The 17421-nt window shown below is 39.4% G+C and carries 18 protein-coding genes; all 18 read left to right on the top strand.

What is annotated here, in order from left to right; translation table 11 throughout:
• The first annotated feature begins 15 nt into the window (after positions 1 to 15).
• The 18 genes from AC4PG0_RS04910 (at position 16) to flgE (ending at position 17414) form a co-directional block, all read left to right on the top strand.
• Positions 16 to 2091: an FHIPEP family type III secretion protein gene (locus AC4PG0_RS04910; protein WP_153648307.1), complete on the top strand. Its 2076-nt coding sequence runs from the start codon at positions 16 to 18 to the stop codon at positions 2089 to 2091.
• Between the two features lie 21 nt (positions 2092 to 2112).
• On the top strand, positions 2113 to 3336 hold the full coding sequence (gene flhF, locus AC4PG0_RS04905; protein ID WP_492167386.1) for a flagellar biosynthesis GTPase FlhF: 1224 nt from the start codon (positions 2113 to 2115) through the stop codon (positions 3334 to 3336).
• The gene (locus AC4PG0_RS04900; protein WP_003760936.1) at positions 3333 to 4112 is read left to right on the top strand and encodes a flagellar basal-body rod protein FlgG; all 780 of its coding nucleotides are present in this window, start codon (positions 3333 to 3335) and stop codon (positions 4110 to 4112) included. The genes flhF and AC4PG0_RS04900 overlap by 4 nt, the downstream gene beginning before the upstream one ends.
• Before the next feature lie 28 nt (positions 4113 to 4140).
• Complete coding sequence (locus AC4PG0_RS04895; protein ID WP_003760937.1) at positions 4141 to 4929, top strand: CheR family methyltransferase; 789 nt, start codon at positions 4141 to 4143, stop codon at positions 4927 to 4929.
• 24 nt (positions 4930 to 4953) lie between these two features.
• On the top strand, positions 4954 to 5289 hold the full coding sequence (locus AC4PG0_RS04890; protein ID WP_003760938.1) for a DUF3964 family protein: 336 nt from the start codon (positions 4954 to 4956) through the stop codon (positions 5287 to 5289).
• Between the two features lie 26 nt (positions 5290 to 5315).
• Positions 5316 to 6167, top strand: coding sequence for a flagellar motor stator protein MotA (gene motA, locus AC4PG0_RS04885; protein ID WP_003760939.1), 852 nt, complete (start codon positions 5316 to 5318; stop codon positions 6165 to 6167).
• Positions 6127 to 6954 (top strand): flagellar motor protein MotB, encoded by an 828-nt coding sequence (locus AC4PG0_RS04880; protein ID WP_003760940.1) that lies wholly within the window; start codon positions 6127 to 6129, stop codon positions 6952 to 6954. Before motA ends, AC4PG0_RS04880 begins: the two co-directional genes overlap by 41 nt.
• Before the next feature lie 9 nt (positions 6955 to 6963).
• Entirely contained in the window at positions 6964 to 7464 is a 501-nt protein-coding gene (locus AC4PG0_RS04875) for a hypothetical protein (protein WP_492167387.1), read from the top strand.
• A gap of 22 nt (positions 7465 to 7486) precedes the next feature.
• Complete coding sequence (gmaR, locus tag AC4PG0_RS04870) at positions 7487 to 9400, top strand: transcriptional anti-repressor GmaR (RefSeq protein WP_010990558.1); 1914 nt, start codon at positions 7487 to 7489, stop codon at positions 9398 to 9400.
• Positions 9401 to 9412: 12 nt separating this feature from the next.
• The gene (locus tag AC4PG0_RS04865) at positions 9413 to 10321 is read left to right on the top strand and encodes a chemotaxis protein (protein WP_003760944.1); all 909 of its coding nucleotides are present in this window, start codon (positions 9413 to 9415) and stop codon (positions 10319 to 10321) included.
• A 237-nt stretch (positions 10322 to 10558) separates the two neighbouring features.
• Entirely contained in the window at positions 10559 to 11422 is an 864-nt protein-coding gene (locus tag AC4PG0_RS04860) for a FliC/FljB family flagellin (RefSeq protein WP_003738355.1), read from the top strand.
• A gap of 274 nt (positions 11423 to 11696) precedes the next feature.
• Complete coding sequence (locus AC4PG0_RS04855; protein ID WP_003721812.1) at positions 11697 to 12056, top strand: response regulator; 360 nt, start codon at positions 11697 to 11699, stop codon at positions 12054 to 12056.
• A gap of 19 nt (positions 12057 to 12075) precedes the next feature.
• Positions 12076 to 13932 carry a chemotaxis protein CheA gene (locus tag AC4PG0_RS04850; protein ID WP_003760949.1) on the top strand — a complete coding sequence of 619 codons (1857 nt, stop codon included), beginning with the start codon at positions 12076 to 12078 and terminating at the stop codon, positions 13930 to 13932.
• A 12-nt stretch (positions 13933 to 13944) separates the two neighbouring features.
• Complete coding sequence (locus AC4PG0_RS04845) at positions 13945 to 14244, top strand: flagellar motor switch protein FliN (RefSeq protein ID WP_003724429.1); 300 nt, start codon at positions 13945 to 13947, stop codon at positions 14242 to 14244.
• An 18-nt stretch (positions 14245 to 14262) separates the two neighbouring features.
• Positions 14263 to 14673: a hypothetical protein gene (locus AC4PG0_RS04840; RefSeq protein ID WP_010990560.1), complete on the top strand. Its 411-nt coding sequence runs from the start codon at positions 14263 to 14265 to the stop codon at positions 14671 to 14673.
• A 15-nt stretch (positions 14674 to 14688) separates the two neighbouring features.
• On the top strand, positions 14689 to 15735 hold the full coding sequence (gene fliK, locus AC4PG0_RS04835; protein WP_003760951.1) for a flagellar hook-length control protein FliK: 1047 nt from the start codon (positions 14689 to 14691) through the stop codon (positions 15733 to 15735).
• Between the two features lies 1 nt (position 15736).
• On the top strand, positions 15737 to 16159 hold the full coding sequence (locus AC4PG0_RS04830; RefSeq protein WP_003760952.1) for a flagellar hook assembly protein FlgD: 423 nt from the start codon (positions 15737 to 15739) through the stop codon (positions 16157 to 16159).
• A gap of 19 nt (positions 16160 to 16178) precedes the next feature.
• Positions 16179 to 17414, top strand: a complete 1236-nt coding sequence (gene flgE / locus AC4PG0_RS04825; RefSeq protein WP_003721818.1) for a flagellar hook protein FlgE — start codon at positions 16179 to 16181, stop codon at positions 17412 to 17414.
• The last annotated feature ends 7 nt before the right edge of the window (positions 17415 to 17421 follow it).

Genomic DNA, 17421 nt, shown 5'->3' with positions numbered 1-17421 from the left:
AAGGCAGGTTTCAAAATGGGGAATTTAGGTGCTATAAAAAAATATTTTGCTATCTTGATTGCGGTCTCGTTTGTTATTGCACTTATTGTGCCATTACCTCCATTTGTGTTGGATTTAGTGCTTGTGACGATCTTGGCGTTCTCAGTGTTAGTTTACATGCGTGCCACATCAATTAAAGATTGGAATGAATTGAAGTCATTTCCGTCTTTACTACTTTTGATGGGGATATTTCGTGTTTCGATTAATATTTCTACGACGAGGGCGATTTTAACTACAGGAGATCCGGGTCAAGTAATTAAACAGTTCGGGAACTTTGTTATTGGCAGTAATTTTGTTGTTGGGATTGTAATTTTTATTATTCTAATCGTCTTTCAGTTTATTGTGGCAAATGGTTCATCGCGGACAGCTGAGGTTGCTGCGAGGTTTACACTTGATGCTTTACCTGGTAAACAAATGGCGATTGATGCGGATCTGAATCAACGCTTGATTACAGAGCCGGAAGCGAAAGAAAAACGCGCTTACTTGAATATGGAAACCGAATTTTACGGGGCAATGGACGGAGCTGGGAAATTTGTAAAAGGGGACGTTCTTTTTACCGTTTTGTTAGCTGTTGTTAATATCGTTTTTGGTTTAATTGTCGGAATGGTTCAAGGCGGACTGTCATTCGGAGAGGCTGCGGTTAAATATACGGAGTTAACTATCGGGGACGGTATCGTGAGCCAAATCGGTTCACTACTAATGGCGATGTCTGCTGGGGTTATTGTTACTCGGGTATTTGATGGTTCGGATGATAACGTTGCGGTCGGGATTTTTAAAGAATTAATGCAAAACTCGGTGGTTGTATATACGCTTGCTGCAATGTTTATCTTAATGGGCGTATTTAGCCCACTCCCTGCGATTCCTTTTGTCGGAATTGGGATTGTGCTTGGTATTATCGGTTACCGTACGCAATTTAATTTAAAGAAAAAAGAACAGTTGGAACTGGAAAAAGAAATGGAATTGATTCAGTCGGAAACGAATTCGGCTGAGGCGGAACACAACCAAGCATTTGGGGCAGCACGCGAGAAATTCCCAGTGGTGGTCGAACTCGGCTTAAATATTGCGGCACTCGTGAAACAAAAAATGAATGGTGAAACGGCGAAAGATAAAGTCGTCTTGATGCGAAAATCGATTTTACAAGATTTAGGCATTGGCGTTCCTGGGATTAATTTTAAAGATAATACAAGTTTTCAACCGCGCGGGAAATACGAAATTAAAGTAAAAGGTGTTGCGGTTGCGAGCGGGGTTTTAAAAGCAGGACATTTATTAGCGTTAAAAACACCAGGCGTGATGATGGATCTTGACGCTGAGCCGACGAAGGATCCCATTTTCGGGGAAGATGGTTACTGGATTTTGCCGGGAGAGTTGGAAGATGCGCAAATGAAAAACTATCAGGTGCTTGAGCCGCTGAGTATTTTAATTACCCATCTGGATGTCGTTTTACGGAAAAACTTACATGAACTACTGATGCGCCAACAAATTAAAGATTTAATTGACGGGCTTGCTGATGAAAACCAAATTTTAATTGATGAAATTAAGAAAAAAGAAATTGATTATTCGTTGATTCAAGGGGTACTTAGACAACTTTTGAAAGAAGGTATTTCAGTTCGTGATTTACCAACGATTGTCGAAGGAATTATTGACGGACAAACAATTTATCCTAATGATCTAGACGGAATTACAGCTTTTGTCAGAGAGCGGATTTCAAAAGTCATTTGTGAGCAAGCGAAAAACCAAGATGGCAAAATTTACGCGCTACTTTTACAAGATTCGATTGAAATGGATACGGAAATTGTTAACACGCCGTATTATGGCTACGCGTTGAACTGGGCGCTCGATAAAGAACTGCCAATCATCCAAAAAGTAAGAGATACCGTAAATAAAGCGCAACTTACTGGACGCGAACCAGTCATTTTAACAAGGCGAAAAGATTTTCGTTTTGGCTTTGTACGAGTTCTAGAAAGGTATCAATTGGATGTACCGGTGCTCTCTATTAGTGAACTGTCGCCGGAAACGGAAGTGGAGCAAATTGCGTTAATTGAACCAACTTGATGAGGGAGGTAATCCGTTTAAATGGGAAAACATTTAGTGGAAAAGATGGAAATTTTTAAGGCGAATTCCAAGCGAGAAATACATAAAAAAATTCGCTTAGTGACGAACGAGCCATATAAAATTACGGATGAACGTGTTACAAAGCTTGGGATTTTTAAGAAACAGTATGAAGTGACGGCGGTCATTATGAGTGAAGTAGCGATAGCAGATGGTCGAATGGACTTCCAAGAAACCTTTCAAAAATCAGTTGTGAAAACGAGACTAAAAACGGACGATTTATTAAAAAAGGAAAAACTACTAGAAATGCTTGCCGCGGGGGCGGAACTTGCACAGTCAACGCCACTCCTTGAAGAACGTAAAACACAAGAAGAAGAGCTTACAACTATGCGCCTTGAGCTGGCGGCATTAAACCGCGAGCTTGCTGTAAAAATGCGTGAGGAACGCGAGCAAAACAGTGATTTCGTGAAATTTTTGAAGAGCCGCGGAATAAGCGATACGTATGTGGCGGACTTTATGCAGGCGGGACGAAAACAGTTTAAACAAGTGGAAACAGCTCATTTAGACGATATTACCGATTGGTTTGTCCCGTATTTATCAGGAAAATTAGCGGTGGAAGATTCATTTGACTTAAGCAACCACCGAATTATTTCTTTAATTGGGCAAACTGGTGTTGGGAAAACGACGACACTTGTAAAACTAGGCTGGCAACTTTTGAAGCAAAATCGCACAGTTGGTTTTATCACAACAGATACTTTCCGCTCGGGTGCGGTAGAGCAGTTCCAAGGTTACGCGGATAAACTTGACGTCGAACTCATCGTTGCGACAAGCCCTGCTGAACTGGAAGAAGCCGTGCAGTACATGACGTATGTTAGCGGTGTGGATCATATTTTGATTGATACGGTTGGTAGGAACTATTTGGCGGAGGAATCGGTAAGTGAAATCGCTGCATATACGAATGTCGTTCATCCGGATCTAACTTGTTTTACATTTTCTTCTGGTATGAAAAGTGCTGATGTGATGACGATTTTACCAAAACTAGCAGAAATTCCAATCGATGGTTTTATTATTACAAAAATGGATGAAACGACCCGAATTGGTGATTTATACACGGTAATGCAAGAAACGAATTTGCCGGTGCTCTATATGACTGACGGGCAAAATATAACCGAAAATATTTTCAGACCAAAAAGTCGTTGGTTGGCAGAACGATTTGTTGGGACGGATAGGAGGCAGGTACTGGAATGAAAGGATTATACATTGGAGCAGCTGGGATGATGAACTATATGCAACATATTCAGGTTCATTCTAATAACGTGGCAAATGCGCAGACGCCAGGTTTTAAATTTGATCAGCTCACAAGTGAAGTTATTTCTAGGAATAAGGTGAACTATCAGAACAGTCCTGTCGCTAGGCAAGTTGGAACGATTGATTACGGCGTTCGACCAGCGGCGACACATATTAATTTAACGGCTGGATCAAGTTATATTACGAACCGCGACCGAGATTTCTTTATGCAAGACACAAATCCAGAACAAGGTAGTAATTTTTTCATTACTGCCAAAAATGGTGAGATTTCTCTTTCAAGAGGCGGACAGTTCCATACTGATCAATTTGGTTTTTTGCGGACGGCAGATGGCGCCAATATACTCAGCTCAACCGGAGAAGCGATTCAAGTTGGCCAAAAAACAGCTATCCGAGCCGAAGCAAACGGTGATTTATATAATGCAGAAACTAATCAATACTTGGGACGTCTTGGAACAAAATTTGTTTCAGCCGATCAAGTGGACAGCTTAGTGAAAGACGGAGAAGGAAGACTTCACGTCAATGGAATAAACACCATGAATCTACCAGCTGGACAAGGGAATATTCAAAACGGTGTACTAGAAACGTCCAATGTCGATTTAGGCGTGGAAATGGTACAACTGATGGATAACCAGCGTATGGTACAAGCTTCAAAAAATGTCGTGAATATGTTTGACAAAGTATACGACAAAGAAGCAACCGGATTAATTCGTCAGTAACGACCTAGCTAAGGGGAGGGGAAAAAGAATGATTCCAGATTTGGAAAAGGATTATCTTTACTTTACTCGTGTCGTCAAAAGGGACTTAGGTTTAGATTTAACGCTTTATAAAGAAACACAAATGAAACGGCGGATTTTATCTTTTATCGTGAAGAAAAAATATATTACATTTGGAGAATTTTTCAAACATCTCAAAAAAGATGCATTGCTTTTAGATGAGTTCATTAGTTTGATTACAATCAACGTTTCTGCTTTTTTTCGGAACCGCAATCGTTGGGATGTGCTAGAAAAACAAGTGATTCCAAGACTGCTTGAAGATAGTCGCGGGAAGCTTCGCGTGTGGAGTGCGGCTTGTTCATCAGGGGAAGAGCCGTACTCGCTAGCAATTATGATGGAACGTTCGGTGGGCACGCGCCACTATGATATTTTGGCAACGGATCTCGAACCAGCTATTTTAAAACGAGCAGTCATCGGAGAATATCAAAGCCGCCAAATGGAAGAATTAAACGAACAAGAACGACGTAGCGCATTCATTGAAAAAGGGGATACATATCAGATTTTACCTGAATATCGTAAAGCTATTCGTTTTCGACGTCACGATTTGCTGACGGATTACTACGAAAAAGGCTTTGACTTAATTGTCTGTCGCAATGTGCTGATTTATTTCACGGCAGAAGGAAAACATCAAGCATATCAGAAATTTGCAGATTCACTAAGACGTGGCGGTGTTCTTTTCATCGGAGGTTCAGAGCAGATTTTGAACCCGGCTGACTACGGACTGGCCACATTAAATAATTTTTTCTACATAAAAACCTAGCAAAAACGAAATGGAGTTGGTTAGATGGGACGAATGGAAAACATTAAAAATTTAGCGTTTTTTGAGGACAAACCAGGACTCGCAGAACAAATTCTTATGCTTGAAAAGAAAGAGCAACTTTTTTTACCAAATGAATTTGAAATTAGACAAACAGTTGGCTATGAAATCGGGGATAAAGAAGTCATTCTAGGCCGACTCGAGTCGTTTTATTTTCTCGCTTTAAAAGGTGTTAAAGAAGATAATTACCGCTCGCAAGCATTTGCCAGTGAAGCGGATGCCAAAGCGTTTTTCGTTCATTTACCAGAAATGGAAAACGAGTTAATTGCTTTTTGGTTAAATGAAGTGGAATTAGTTCGCTGAAAAAAGTAGGTGGGAGATGAAGTAACGTGGAAATAACAACGATTATAGGACTTGTGTTGGCAGTGATAGTCATTGCGGGTTCGTTTATGATTCAAAATATATCACTGGCGATGTTATTTAGCGCAGAAGCATTAATTGTCATCATTCTTGGGACAATTACAGCTGTTATGATGGCGCACCCATGGAGTGATGTAAAAGTAGTACCGAAACTGTTTAAAATTCTTTTCACTAAAGAAAAGATGCCAGACAAAGTAGAGATACTTGTGCAGTACAAAGAATATGCCGATGAAATTAGGCGTAGCGGCGTACTTGCGCTAGAAGACTCTGTCGATGAAATTGAAGATCCATTTATGAAACGAGGCATGCGTCTAGTAGTAGATGGACAATCTTCCCCAGAATTTTTACGGGATGTTTTGGAAGAAGAAGTTGCGAGCATGGAAGAACGTCATGCTGCTTATGCCAAGATTTTTGCATCAGCCGGAGCATATGCGCCGACGCTTGGTGTACTTGGAGCAGCAATGGGACTCATTCATGCGATGGGAGAAATGTCGAATCCAGATAAGCTTAGCGAAGCAATAGCCGCGGCGTTTGTTTGTACAATTTTCGGTATTTTCACCGGTTACGTGCTTTGGACACCATTTGCCAATAAATTAAAAGTAAAATCACAAAAAGAAGTGCATTTGCGATATATGATGATTGAGGGAGTCGTTGCGCTTCAAGAAAGAAATGCACCACGTGTTGTGGAAGAACGTTTATTATCTTTTTTAAGTCCAAAAGAGAAAGATGTGCTGCGAAATGGAAAAGGGAAGAAAACGAGAGAAGTGGAGGAAATTGAGCGTGGCCAAGCGTCGCAAGAAACCGCAGGAGGAACACGTTGATGAAACGTGGTTAATTCCATATAGTGATTTGCTGACACTTTTACTTGCGCTATTCATCGTTCTGTTTGCCTCCAGTTCCGTTGATGCTAAGAAATTCGAACAAATGGGAAATGCATTTAAGAAAATTGTTGAGGAAGGCGCGGCAGGCAATCAAGCATATGTATCCAAAGAAAAAGGACCAGATGATCCAAATGTGAATGCAGTCTTGAAGGCGATGGAAGAGCAGGATAAAAAGAAAGAAGCAAACGAACAAGAGAAAGCCAAAAAAGCAGCAGCTGCCTTACTTAAAAAGCAAAACGAAGAAAAGATTGAAGCATTTAAAAAACAAATCGATAGCTATATAGCAGCAGAGCATTTGGGAGCAAAAATTACGACGAAATACTCAGACGAAGGGCTTTTAATCACCATTCGCGATGATATTTTATTCCAATCTGGTAGCGCAGAATTATCTGCAGACAAACGCGAGATAGCCAAAGAAATCGGCGAACTATTTGCGCAAGGTAAAGGAACGATGGAAGGTATTGTTTCCGGGCATACCGATAATGTGCCAATAAGTACATCGATTTATTCCTCCAACTGGGAACTAAGCGTCGCGCGTGCTGTTAATTTCATGGAAGCAATTATTCAAGAAAACAGCGAAGTCAACCCAGGTGAGTTTAGTGCTCGTGGTTACGGAGAATTCAGACCCGTCGCCAAAAATGACATTGCAACAAATCGCGAAAAAAATCGGCGTGTAGAAATCATGGTGCGCCCAATTAATCGCGATACACTTGATGAAGATAAGTAGGTGAGTTGATTGCAACTTTTTTTAAGCGGTTCCCATACATTAACAGATTATGACAAACAAGAAATACAAGCATACCTAGAAAAATTTGCACCAGTGAACCATATTCACTTGCTTTGTTATAAATCAATTGAAAATGAAGTTTTACAATATTTTCTAAAAAAAGAGCATTTGGCTCCGCGGCTGTCGATTTATACATGTGCACCAAAAGAATGTTTACCAGAGCCATTTTTATCCGCGATAGACTACTTGGAGCGCTTAGGCAGTAGCTATCAATCATTTGGTTATTTTGATACGGTGATAACCAAGCCGACTTATGAGAAATTCTTAGCACAAATTATTAATAAAATGGATTTGGTTTGTTGTTTTTATAACGGGGATAAGCCGACTGATGTGATACCAGTCGATGTAGCAAAATCGTTCGATGTGCAAAGTATGATTTATGATTTACCTAAAGCGAAAAAACATCTACTACACAGAGCGAGCAGCGATAAAATAAAATTAGTGAATTAATTGATAGAAAGAGGGAAGATTCATGCGGCCGTTAATTTCGATTTGTATGATAGTCAAAAATGAAGCACATATTTTAAGACAAAGTTTAGCGTCTTTTAGAAAATTTACAGAAGAAATCATTATTGTAGATACAGGTTCCACTGACGACACCAAGGAAATCGCAAAAGAATTCACTGATTTTGTCTATGACTTTGAATGGACAGGCAACTTTTCTGATGCAAGAAACTTTGCAGCTAAACATGCAACGGGAAAATGGATTTTAGCCATTGATGCAGACGAATGTTTAGAAGAAGAAAGTTATCGCAAATTAGAAAAACAATTAAAATCACCAATCGAACCAATTCAAATGGCACAAATTATTAGTTTTACAGGGGAAAAAGGGCGAGTAACAACAACGAACCAAATGGCGCGGGTTTATAAAAATGATGGGACGATTTGTTTCCGCGGCGTCATTCACGAACAACTAGAGGCAGTCGATAAACATGCGATTGAAGCAGGTCTTGCCGAAGTAAAAATTTATCATTATGGTTATATGTCTGAAATTGTTGAAAAACAAGACAAATCAGACCGTAATTTGCGCTTATTAGAAAAAGAAGTTAAAAATAATAAAAACAGCGGATTTGTTCATTTTAATATTGGGCAGGAAATGAATCGCCTTGGAAACAAAAAAGAAGCTTTGAAAGAATTTTCGGAGGCCTTCCGTTTGCGCGATAACAACCATTATATTTGGGCAAAACTAAGCGCCTATCATATTTCCGAACTACTTGAACAAGAAAAACGCTACGATGAAAGTTTGGCAATTATTGAAGAAGCGAAAGTCATTTGGCCGAACGTACCAGAATTTCCACTGAAAAAAGCAAATATCTTATACGTTAATCACCAACTCGAGGATGCGAAAGAAATTTATAAAAGTTTGCTAGAAAATACTGCGATCGACTATCAACCAATTGTTTTATACGAAGCAACGAACTTTATGCCGCACAAAATGCTTGGAACGATTTACTTAGAAGAAAAAGATTACACACGAGCAATGACTCATTTTTCCAAAGCATATGCAGAAAATAGTTCTGATTACGGCGTGATGTTCCAAATGATCATGTTACTTAGCAAATTCCATCAACCAAAAGAAATTTTCGCATTTATGGAACGTCATAACTTTATTTCTAGTACGGAAACAGGATTGCGGTTACTTTCGATGACAACACAACAAGGATACGCAGAGTTATCTGAACTCATCGTTCAATCGCTAACGGATGTTTACCCGCCAGTCGCAGAAGCTACCGAAGTGAAAATCGCGACCATTCGTAACGTATTCCCAGTAATTAGCGAATCGGCCATTTTATTCGGGATTAAAGAAGAATTAATTGACGCGGCTGACTTATGCTTGTGGCACTATGAAAATCCGCAATTACCAATCGAACGCGTCATGAAAAATAGCGATGTTGGAGAAATTTATGATTTTATCTTTGAAAACGGTCCGAAAATCAGCAAAAAACGTTATTTATTTGTATTAGAACGAGCGATTGCGCTTGGTAAAGGCGAGTTTGCTGATTACTTGCTTGCACTTCGAAATGTCTACCATGATAGCATTAATAGCCACATTGCTGACTTGTTCTTCCAATATGATTTTGCCGATATTGCGCTTGATTTTTACAATATCGTCGACGCAGATGAAGTGACTAAACAAGGCTATATTAACCTAATCAATTATTTAGTAGATGCCGATGTACTAGATGAGGCGCTTGCGATTGCAGAACGAGGTATCGATAATTTTAGTACCGATTTCCGTTTCTACCTTTGGGCAATCAAAATTGATACCGAAAACCGCGCGAATCGTATCAGCGAAGCAATGGACGAATTCCCAAATAACCGCTATTTAGCAAAATTGTTAGATGAAGTTACGATGCTACAAGATACAGTTACAAACAATCGATAGGAGGCCAGTAATATGACAGAAGAAAAAGGAATTTTACTACAAAGTGGAACAAATGAATTAGAAATTGTTACTTTTACAGTTGGCGAAAATTTATTTTGTATTAACGTTTTAAAAGTGAAAGAGATTATTCATCCGCTAGAAGTGACGCCCGTACCAGATTCGAATCCGGCAATTGAAGGCGTTTCCCAAGTTCGCGGCGAAATCATGCCAGTTGTCAATCTTGCGCGTGTGATGAAATTACCAGAAATCGAACCAGAAAATACGAAATTCATTATCACAGAACTAAACCAAATGAAAATCGTTTTCCGTGTCGACGAGGTGCACCGTATTCAGCGCATTTCTTGGGAACAAATTGAAGAGCCAGAGAAACTATCGATTGGCTTAGAAGAATTAGCTGTTGGAATCGTGAAGCTAGATGGTAATTTAGTACTCTTACTTGATTATGAAAAAATCATTTATGAAATTAGCGGAAATGCCGATTTTGCCGTTACTGGTGAAGATCGTATTACTCGAAAAGTAAACCGCGAAGAGAAGACTATTTTCATTGCCGAGGATTCGCAAATGCTACGTCAATTACTGGAAGATACACTTCATGAGGCTGGCTATACCAATCTGCAATTCTTTGCTAATGGACGTGAAGCCCAAGAACATATTTTCAAATTACTCAAAGAACAAAAAGAGCAAACGTTTGAAAATGTTAACTTATTAATTACAGACATCGAAATGCCACAAATGGACGGACACCATTTAACAAAAGTAATTAAAGAAGATGAAATTGGCCGTGAATTACCAGTTGTTATTTTCTCTTCCCTAATTACAGAAGACCTGGAACATAAAGGTGCTGGGGTTGGTGCGGACGCGCAAGTAAGTAAACCGAATATTCACCAACTCATTAATATTTTGGATGAGCTCGTTTTATAAAAAGAAGTGTTTGGACAATTTTTCTGTTCAAACACTTCTTTATTTTATTTAAAAAAATAATTTATAAAAACGAAAAAACGTTGATGTATAGCAGTTTAATCATTTTTATATAAATAAAAACAACTTATTTTTACATTTTTAACAAAAAAACATTTGATTTTTTAAAAAAATGAAGATATAATAAAGCATATAGAGAAGAGAAGTCTTTTCTAAACCGAATGTAGGAGGGAAACACAAATGAAAGTAAATACTAATATCATTAGCTTGAAAACACAAGAATATCTTCGTAAAAACAACGAAGGCATGACTCAAGCGCAAGAACGTTTAGCATCTGGTAAACGTATTAACAGTTCTCTTGATGACGCTGCTGGTCTTGCAGTTGTTACTCGTATGAACGTTAAATCTACAGGCTTAGATGCAGCAAGCAAAAACTCATCCATGGGTATTGACTTGTTACAAACAGCGGATTCAGCTCTTAGCTCCATGAGTTCAATCTTGCAACGTATGCGTCAATTAGCAGTACAATCTTCTAACGGTTCATTCAGTGACGAAGATCGTAAACAATATACTGCTGAATTCGGTAGCTTGATCAAAGAACTTGATCACGTTGCTGACACTACTAACTACAACAACATCAAATTACTAGATCAAACTGCTACAAATGCTGCTACTCAAGTAAGCATCCAAGCGTCTGATAAAGCTAATGACTTAATCAATATCGATCTTTTCAATGCGAAAGGTCTTTCTGCTGGAACAATCACTCTAGGTAGTGGTTCTACAGTTGCTGGTTATAGTGCATTATCTGTTGCTGATGCTGATTCTTCTCAAGAAGCAACTGAAGCTATTGATGAATTAATCAATAACATCTCTAACGGTCGTGCGCTTCTAGGTGCTGGTATGAGTCGCCTTAGCTACAATGTATCTAACGTGAACAACCAATCCATCGCAACTAAAGCATCTGCTTCCTCTATTGAAGATGCAGATATGGCTGCTGAAATGTCCGAAATGACTAAATACAAAATTCTTACACAAACATCTATCAGCATGCTTTCTCAAGCAAACCAAACACCGCAAATGTTAACTCAATTAATTAACAGCTAATAACATATCAAATTCATTTATCGAACATTGTTTACCCTTAGCCTCTCGTCACCCCGGACGAGAGGCTTTTCTTTTGTTTTATAAAAATATTTTCGGATTGAAATTATGGCCCAGAGCCAATGTTAAGCTAGTTAACTATTTTTTGAATAATTTTATTATAAAAAACGGATATTTTTTAAGAAAAAGGTAGAAATTGTCTTATTTTTATTATAAAATGATATTATGCGATTTTTTTAAAAAATATTTATAGGTATAGGAATGGGAGTTGTATTTTATGTTGAAGTTGTTGATTGTCGACGATGCAATGTTCATGCGTACGATGATTAAGAATATCGTGAAAGATAGCGATTTTGAAGTAGTTGCAGAAGCGGAAAATGGACTGGAAGCAGTGAAAAAGTACGATGAAGTAAAACCGGATATTGTAACACTTGATATTACAATGCCAGAAATGGACGGCTTAGAAGCACTTGCACAAATTATGGCAAAAGATCCATCAGCAAAAGTTATTATGTGCTCAGCGATGGGCCAACAAGGCATGGTTGTTGATGCCATTAAAAAAGGTGCCAAAGACTTTATCGTAAAACCTTTCCAAGCGGACCGGGTTTTAGAGGCGTTAGAAAAAGCAGCTAAGTAGAGAAATGGAGGTGGATAGCATGACTACAAATATGTTAGACCTGTTTATAGAAGAAGCTTCAGAACATTTACAGGCGCTAAATGATAATCTGTTACAGCTTGAGAAAGACCCGACGAACGGTCAGTTAGTAAGTGAAATTTTCCGTTCAGCACATACGTTTAAAGGAATGTCCGCAACAATGGGCTTCCAACAGGTGGCTGATTTAACGCATGCAATGGAAAATGTACTAGATGAGGTACGCAATAATCGATTAGCTGTAACAGAACATTTGGTAGACATTATTTTTACATGTACATCTCATTTGGAAACAATGGTTTCGGATATCCAGCACGGCGGACAAGGCGCGGCGGATATTTCAAAAACCGTAGCTGACTTAGAGGCGCTTTTACATCCTGAACAAGAAACAGATACAGCAGTTGAGAAAACGTACCGTATTGCCATTCAAATTGAAGAAGCAGCTATTTTGAAAGCAGTGCGGGCGGTAATGTGTTTAGAGCGACTTGCAGAAATGGGGATTATTTCAGAAACAACGCCAGATAGAGAAGCGATTGAGCTAGAAGAATTTGAGCATTCGTTTGAAGTAGTCCTAGAGTCGGCGCAAACAAAAGAAGAAATCGAAGCGGTTATTCTAGATATTTCTGAAATCGAAAAAGTGACAGTGACAGAAGAAGTGGAAGAAGTTCAGATTATTGAACCAATCAAAAAAGCCGCAAAACAAACAACCAAACGATTAGAAAATAAAACCATTCGTGTACAACTTGAAAAAATCGAAAAGCTAATGAACGTTTTTGAAGAAAGCGTCATTGAACGGGCGAGAATTGATGAAATCGCAGAAAAAACGAATAACAAAGAATTGATGGAACACTTAGGACGATTCAGTTCCATCTCCAAAGAAATTCAAAACGGCTTACTAAATATGCGTATGGTGCCAGTGGACAGTGTGTTCAATCGCTTTCCAAAAATGGTGCGCACACTAGCCAAAGAATTAGGTAAGAAAATCGACTTAGTGATTGAAGGCGCTGATACGGAAGTCGACAAAATCGTCATCGATGAAATTGGTGACCCACTTGTCCACTTAATTCGTAATTCAGTAGACCACGGCGCAGAAACAGTGGAAGTTAGACGTAAAAATGGAAAAAATGAAACCGCCACAATTAACCTAAAAGCTTTCCATAGTGGGAACAATGTTGTGATTGAGATTGCCGATGACGGTGCGGGAATCAATAAACGCAAAGTCTTGGAAAAAGCGATTGCGAAAAATGTCGTTACAAGAGCAGAATCAACGAAAATGACGGACTCGGAAATTTTTGATTTATTATTTGATTCCGGTTTCAGTACCGCAGACCAAGTATCCGATTTGTCTGGTCGAGGCGTGGGGCTAGATGTTGTCCGTAATACGATTCTTAAAATCGGCGGAAAAATCAGCGTAGAATCAAGTGAAAATGCTGGTTCGACGTTCCGAATTGAGATTCCGCTGACATTATCAATCATCCAGTCGATGCTCGTCGCAACCTCCGAACGTCGCTATGCTGTACCGCTAGCAAACGTGGCAGAAGCTATCACGATTAATCCCGCGGACATTCAACACGTTCACGGCAAAGACTTAATCAACTACCGCGAAACAATTATTGAAGTACTCGATTTAGGCGAATGCTTCCATGAAACACCTTTGAACGATACGGATGAATTACTATTACTCGTCGTGAAAAATGCCAAGCGAACTTTTGGACTTATTATTAAAGATATTATCGGTCAACGGGAAATCGTTTTAAAAACACTTGGCGGCTTTTTCAGTGAAAGTCAAATTGCCTTTTCTGGGGCAACGATTTTAGGCGATGGCCGTGTCGTATTAATTTTAAATTTAGAAACATTTTAAGGAGGGACCATGATGGAACAAGTATTTCAAGTAGAACTTCCTGAATGGGAACCGAAAGAACCGAGCCAAGAAGGACGCGAAAAAGGCTCTATCCGTCAAGTAGACAATATTGGCGTTAACTTAATCGTCCGCCTTGGAAAAAAAGAAATGCCAGTAGGGGACATTGCCGAGTTAAGCATTGGCGATGTTCTCGAAGTGGAAAAGAAACCTGGCCACAAAGTCGAAATTTTCCTCGATGAAAAGAAAGTCGGCATCGGTGAAGCTATTTTGATGGACGAGAACTTCGGAATCGTTATTTCAGAAATCGACTAAAGAAAGAGGGCAAGTGATTTGAAGCAAGAGGCTTACAACGCAGTGAAGATGAAAGTGGACCAAGAGAAAACGGCCATTTTAAAAGAATTGCAATTATTACTATCCAAACGGGAAAAAGTTACAGAAAAATTAGCGCACGAAAAAGAAGTCTATTACTCGAGAACGAAAAAAGAAAGACTCCAAGTGGCGGTATTAGCAGGAAGCATGCAACTTGATGCCTTTTCCCCGAGCCGCATTCAACAAATGGAGCGAGAAATTCACCAAATTAGCCAGTACATTAAAAGCAATGAACAAATCTTAGAAAAACTCGAGGAAAAAGGGAAACAGGCGAAAAAAATGTACGATGACACAAGAAAAAAATGGCAACAGCTTGAAAATAAAAAAGAAGAACAACTATTACGCGATTTGAAAATGGTGCTATTAAAGTAAAAGGGAGGAAAACTCATGCTAATCCCAGATAATTTGCTACAACCACTTGTCGGAAAAAAAGAAATCGAACCAAAAGAAATGTTAGCAGAAGAATTAGTAGAATTACCTTTTATTTCACTTTTAATGGAAAATAGCCCTGCGCCGCTCTTAAAGGGAGAAGCGGGAAATGAAGAGCTAGCCACCATTCCATTAAAGGAAATCGCACCACCACTCGTTTCAGCAAAATTACTTGAAGGTGAGCCGGAGACCAAACTACCGGATGCGCCACTTGAGCTGAAAGAAGTTAAAGACACACTTGCGGCAATCGCCAAACAAGCAATTGAACAACCAAAAATAGAAAACGCCCCGCAAGCCGTGCAAACTCCAGTAACAAATACACCGAATGAACCCACAAAAAATGCTACCAGAGAACAACAACCGCCACCAGAACTTATCATGCCCACAAAAGAATCACCTAAACTAGCAGAAAACGTGGCCAAAAACCAACCAGTCCTAGCCAAATTACCTCAAGAAAAAGAAGTCGTGCAACTTTTTAAAGCGAGCATTAAAGAACCGGTAACAGCAAAAGAAGAAGTCGCTGTCAAAAAGCCAGCTGAATCAAGTAATATTTGGCACGATACGGCAAAACAACTCACACCAGCTGCAAAAGTCGAAGTACCAGTAACGCTGAAACAACTCGATAAAACCATCACCGACCAAATCGAACAGTTGCAAAAATTCCAAGTGAAACAAAATAAAGCCTTTTTCGCGATTCAACCAGAGTCACTCGGAAAAGTAGAAGTTTTACTTAAAAAAATGCCCGATAAAATATTTGTACATATCGAATATCAGGAGCAAACAGCGAAACAAAAACTCGAACAGATGGCGCAAGATTTACATAATCGCTTCCGAGATCGCGGTGTAGAAGTTGCCGTAACAATGACCGAAAAACAAGCACCAAAAGAAAATGGTCAAGGGTCAGATGGACGACACCAAGGCGAATCTAAAAAAGAGAAAGAACGCGAAAATCCACATCAGGAAAGAGCTAAACAAGAAGCATTTGATTTAGAGGAGGAGACGTAATTTGGACGGAATTAGTAGTTTATCAGGGGCGAGTCAGGATACAAACAATGCAGTAACATCTAGCGTATCAAAAACCCTTGGCAAAGATGACTTCATGAAACTATTTTTAACAAGTTTACAATACCAAGACCCATCGAGCCCGCTTGATACGAATGAAATGATGTCACAAATGGCGCAACTTTCCTTAATGGAACAAGTTGCCAATATGACCACTGCCGTAGACAAGCTATCTGAACAAGCGCAAAACTCCGCCTTACAATCCGCGGTTAATTTTATCGGTAAAGATATAAAAGGAGTTTCACTAAACGGCGAAGTAATTAGCGGCCAAGTCGAAAGCGTTCAACAAACGACAAACGGCGTCATGCTGAAAATAAAAGACCAAGATAGCCTCGTGCCAATGACTTATGTAACAGAAATTAATTAAAAATTTGGGAGTGTGAATTATGAATCAAACTATGTATACAGCTATTTCTGGGATGAATGCGTTCCAACAAGCATTATCAGTGACATCAAATAATATTGCCAATGCGAACACGACAGGATATAAAAAACAAAGCGTCGTTTTCAATGATTTACTTTACCAAAACACAATGGGATCTGTTGCAGGCGGACTTTATGCAGGAACAAACCCAATGAGCTTCGGTTCCGGTTCGAAAATTGGGGCAATTTTAACCGATTATACAGCAGGTTCTCCGACTTCAACTGGCAGAAACAAAGATGCAGCACTACAAGGCCGCGGCTTTTTCATTGCTGGCGATAACGCTGGTGGGAATATCGTTTACACACGTGACGGTAGCTTTGCAGTATCTGACAATAACTATTTAACAACGCAACAAGGAAAATACGTTATGGGATATGCAACAGATAAAAATGGCAACGTTTTAAACGGAAACTTGCAACCAATTCAAATCCCATTAAATAGCGCAATTCCAGGCGAAGCAACAAAAAATGGTAGCTTAAGCGGTAACATTCCACTTGATTGGGGCGAAAAAGATACGATTTCTTCCGAGCTTTCTGTATACGATAATGCTGGTGGAAAACATAAACTTCAAGTCAATATGAAAGCTGCGACACCAGATGCGAGTGGCAATGTTTCCTATGAATATGAAATTCAAATGGACGGCAAAGCGTTAACTCCTCCAGTAACAGGAACACTTAATTACAACGCACAAGGCGAACTTACAAACCCTGATGCACTTAAAAACATTCAAATCAATTCCACTGTTAACGGCAAACAAGTCAATATGGGCTTAAACCTAAGTGGCTTAACAAACTATGGTACAAACCAAGTATTCTCGCCAACTTCTGACGGAAAAGGCGCTGCAACTGTAAAAGACTACGCAGTTACCGATTCTGGTTATATTGCAGTGAGTTACTCAGATGGTACAGTTATCCCAGTTGCCCAACTTGCGGTTGCTACTTTCTCCAATGAAGACGGCTTAGTCAAAATGGGGAATGGCGAATATGTTCCAGGATTATCTTCTGGAGATGCAGTTTACGGCGTTGCTGGCCAAAACGGAGCTGGCGGAATTAGCGGCTCTTCATTAGAAGGCTCAAACGTAGACTTATCCCGCGAATTCGTTAACTTAATGACATACCAAAGTGGTTTCCAAGGCAATACAAAAGTTATTCGTGTTGCAGATGACGTGATGAAACAAATTGTGAACTTGATTCAGTAGGGAGTTT

It is taken from the genome of Listeria sp. MAN/IMW/UF464, from assembly GCF_058683955.1.
This window is presented reverse-complemented; position numbering and strand designations above follow the sequence as displayed.

What these genes read in the sequence shown, in the direction of transcription:
- AC4PG0_RS04910 (WP_153648307.1), top strand. Translation starts at nt 16, where the DNA reads ATGGGGAATTTAGGTGCTATAAAAAAATATTTTGCTATCTTGATTGCG.
- flhF (WP_492167386.1), top strand. Translation starts at nt 2,113, where the DNA reads ATGGGAAAACATTTAGTGGAAAAGATGGAAATTTTTAAGGCGAATTCC.
- AC4PG0_RS04900 (WP_003760936.1), top strand. Translation starts at nt 3,333, where the DNA reads ATGAAAGGATTATACATTGGAGCAGCTGGGATGATGAACTATATGCAA.
- AC4PG0_RS04895 (WP_003760937.1), top strand. Translation starts at nt 4,141, where the DNA reads ATGATTCCAGATTTGGAAAAGGATTATCTTTACTTTACTCGTGTCGTC.
- AC4PG0_RS04890 (WP_003760938.1), top strand. Translation starts at nt 4,954, where the DNA reads ATGGGACGAATGGAAAACATTAAAAATTTAGCGTTTTTTGAGGACAAA.
- gmaR (WP_010990558.1), top strand. Translation starts at nt 7,487, where the DNA reads ATGCGGCCGTTAATTTCGATTTGTATGATAGTCAAAAATGAAGCACAT.
- AC4PG0_RS04865 (WP_003760944.1), top strand. Translation starts at nt 9,413, where the DNA reads ATGACAGAAGAAAAAGGAATTTTACTACAAAGTGGAACAAATGAATTA.
- AC4PG0_RS04860 (WP_003738355.1), top strand. Translation starts at nt 10,559, where the DNA reads ATGAAAGTAAATACTAATATCATTAGCTTGAAAACACAAGAATATCTT.
- AC4PG0_RS04855 (WP_003721812.1), top strand. Translation starts at nt 11,697, where the DNA reads ATGTTGAAGTTGTTGATTGTCGACGATGCAATGTTCATGCGTACGATG.
- AC4PG0_RS04850 (WP_003760949.1), top strand. Translation starts at nt 12,076, where the DNA reads ATGACTACAAATATGTTAGACCTGTTTATAGAAGAAGCTTCAGAACAT.
- AC4PG0_RS04845 (WP_003724429.1), top strand. Translation starts at nt 13,945, where the DNA reads ATGGAACAAGTATTTCAAGTAGAACTTCCTGAATGGGAACCGAAAGAA.
- fliK (WP_003760951.1), top strand. Translation starts at nt 14,689, where the DNA reads ATGCTAATCCCAGATAATTTGCTACAACCACTTGTCGGAAAAAAAGAA.
- flgE (WP_003721818.1), top strand. Translation starts at nt 16,179, where the DNA reads ATGAATCAAACTATGTATACAGCTATTTCTGGGATGAATGCGTTCCAA.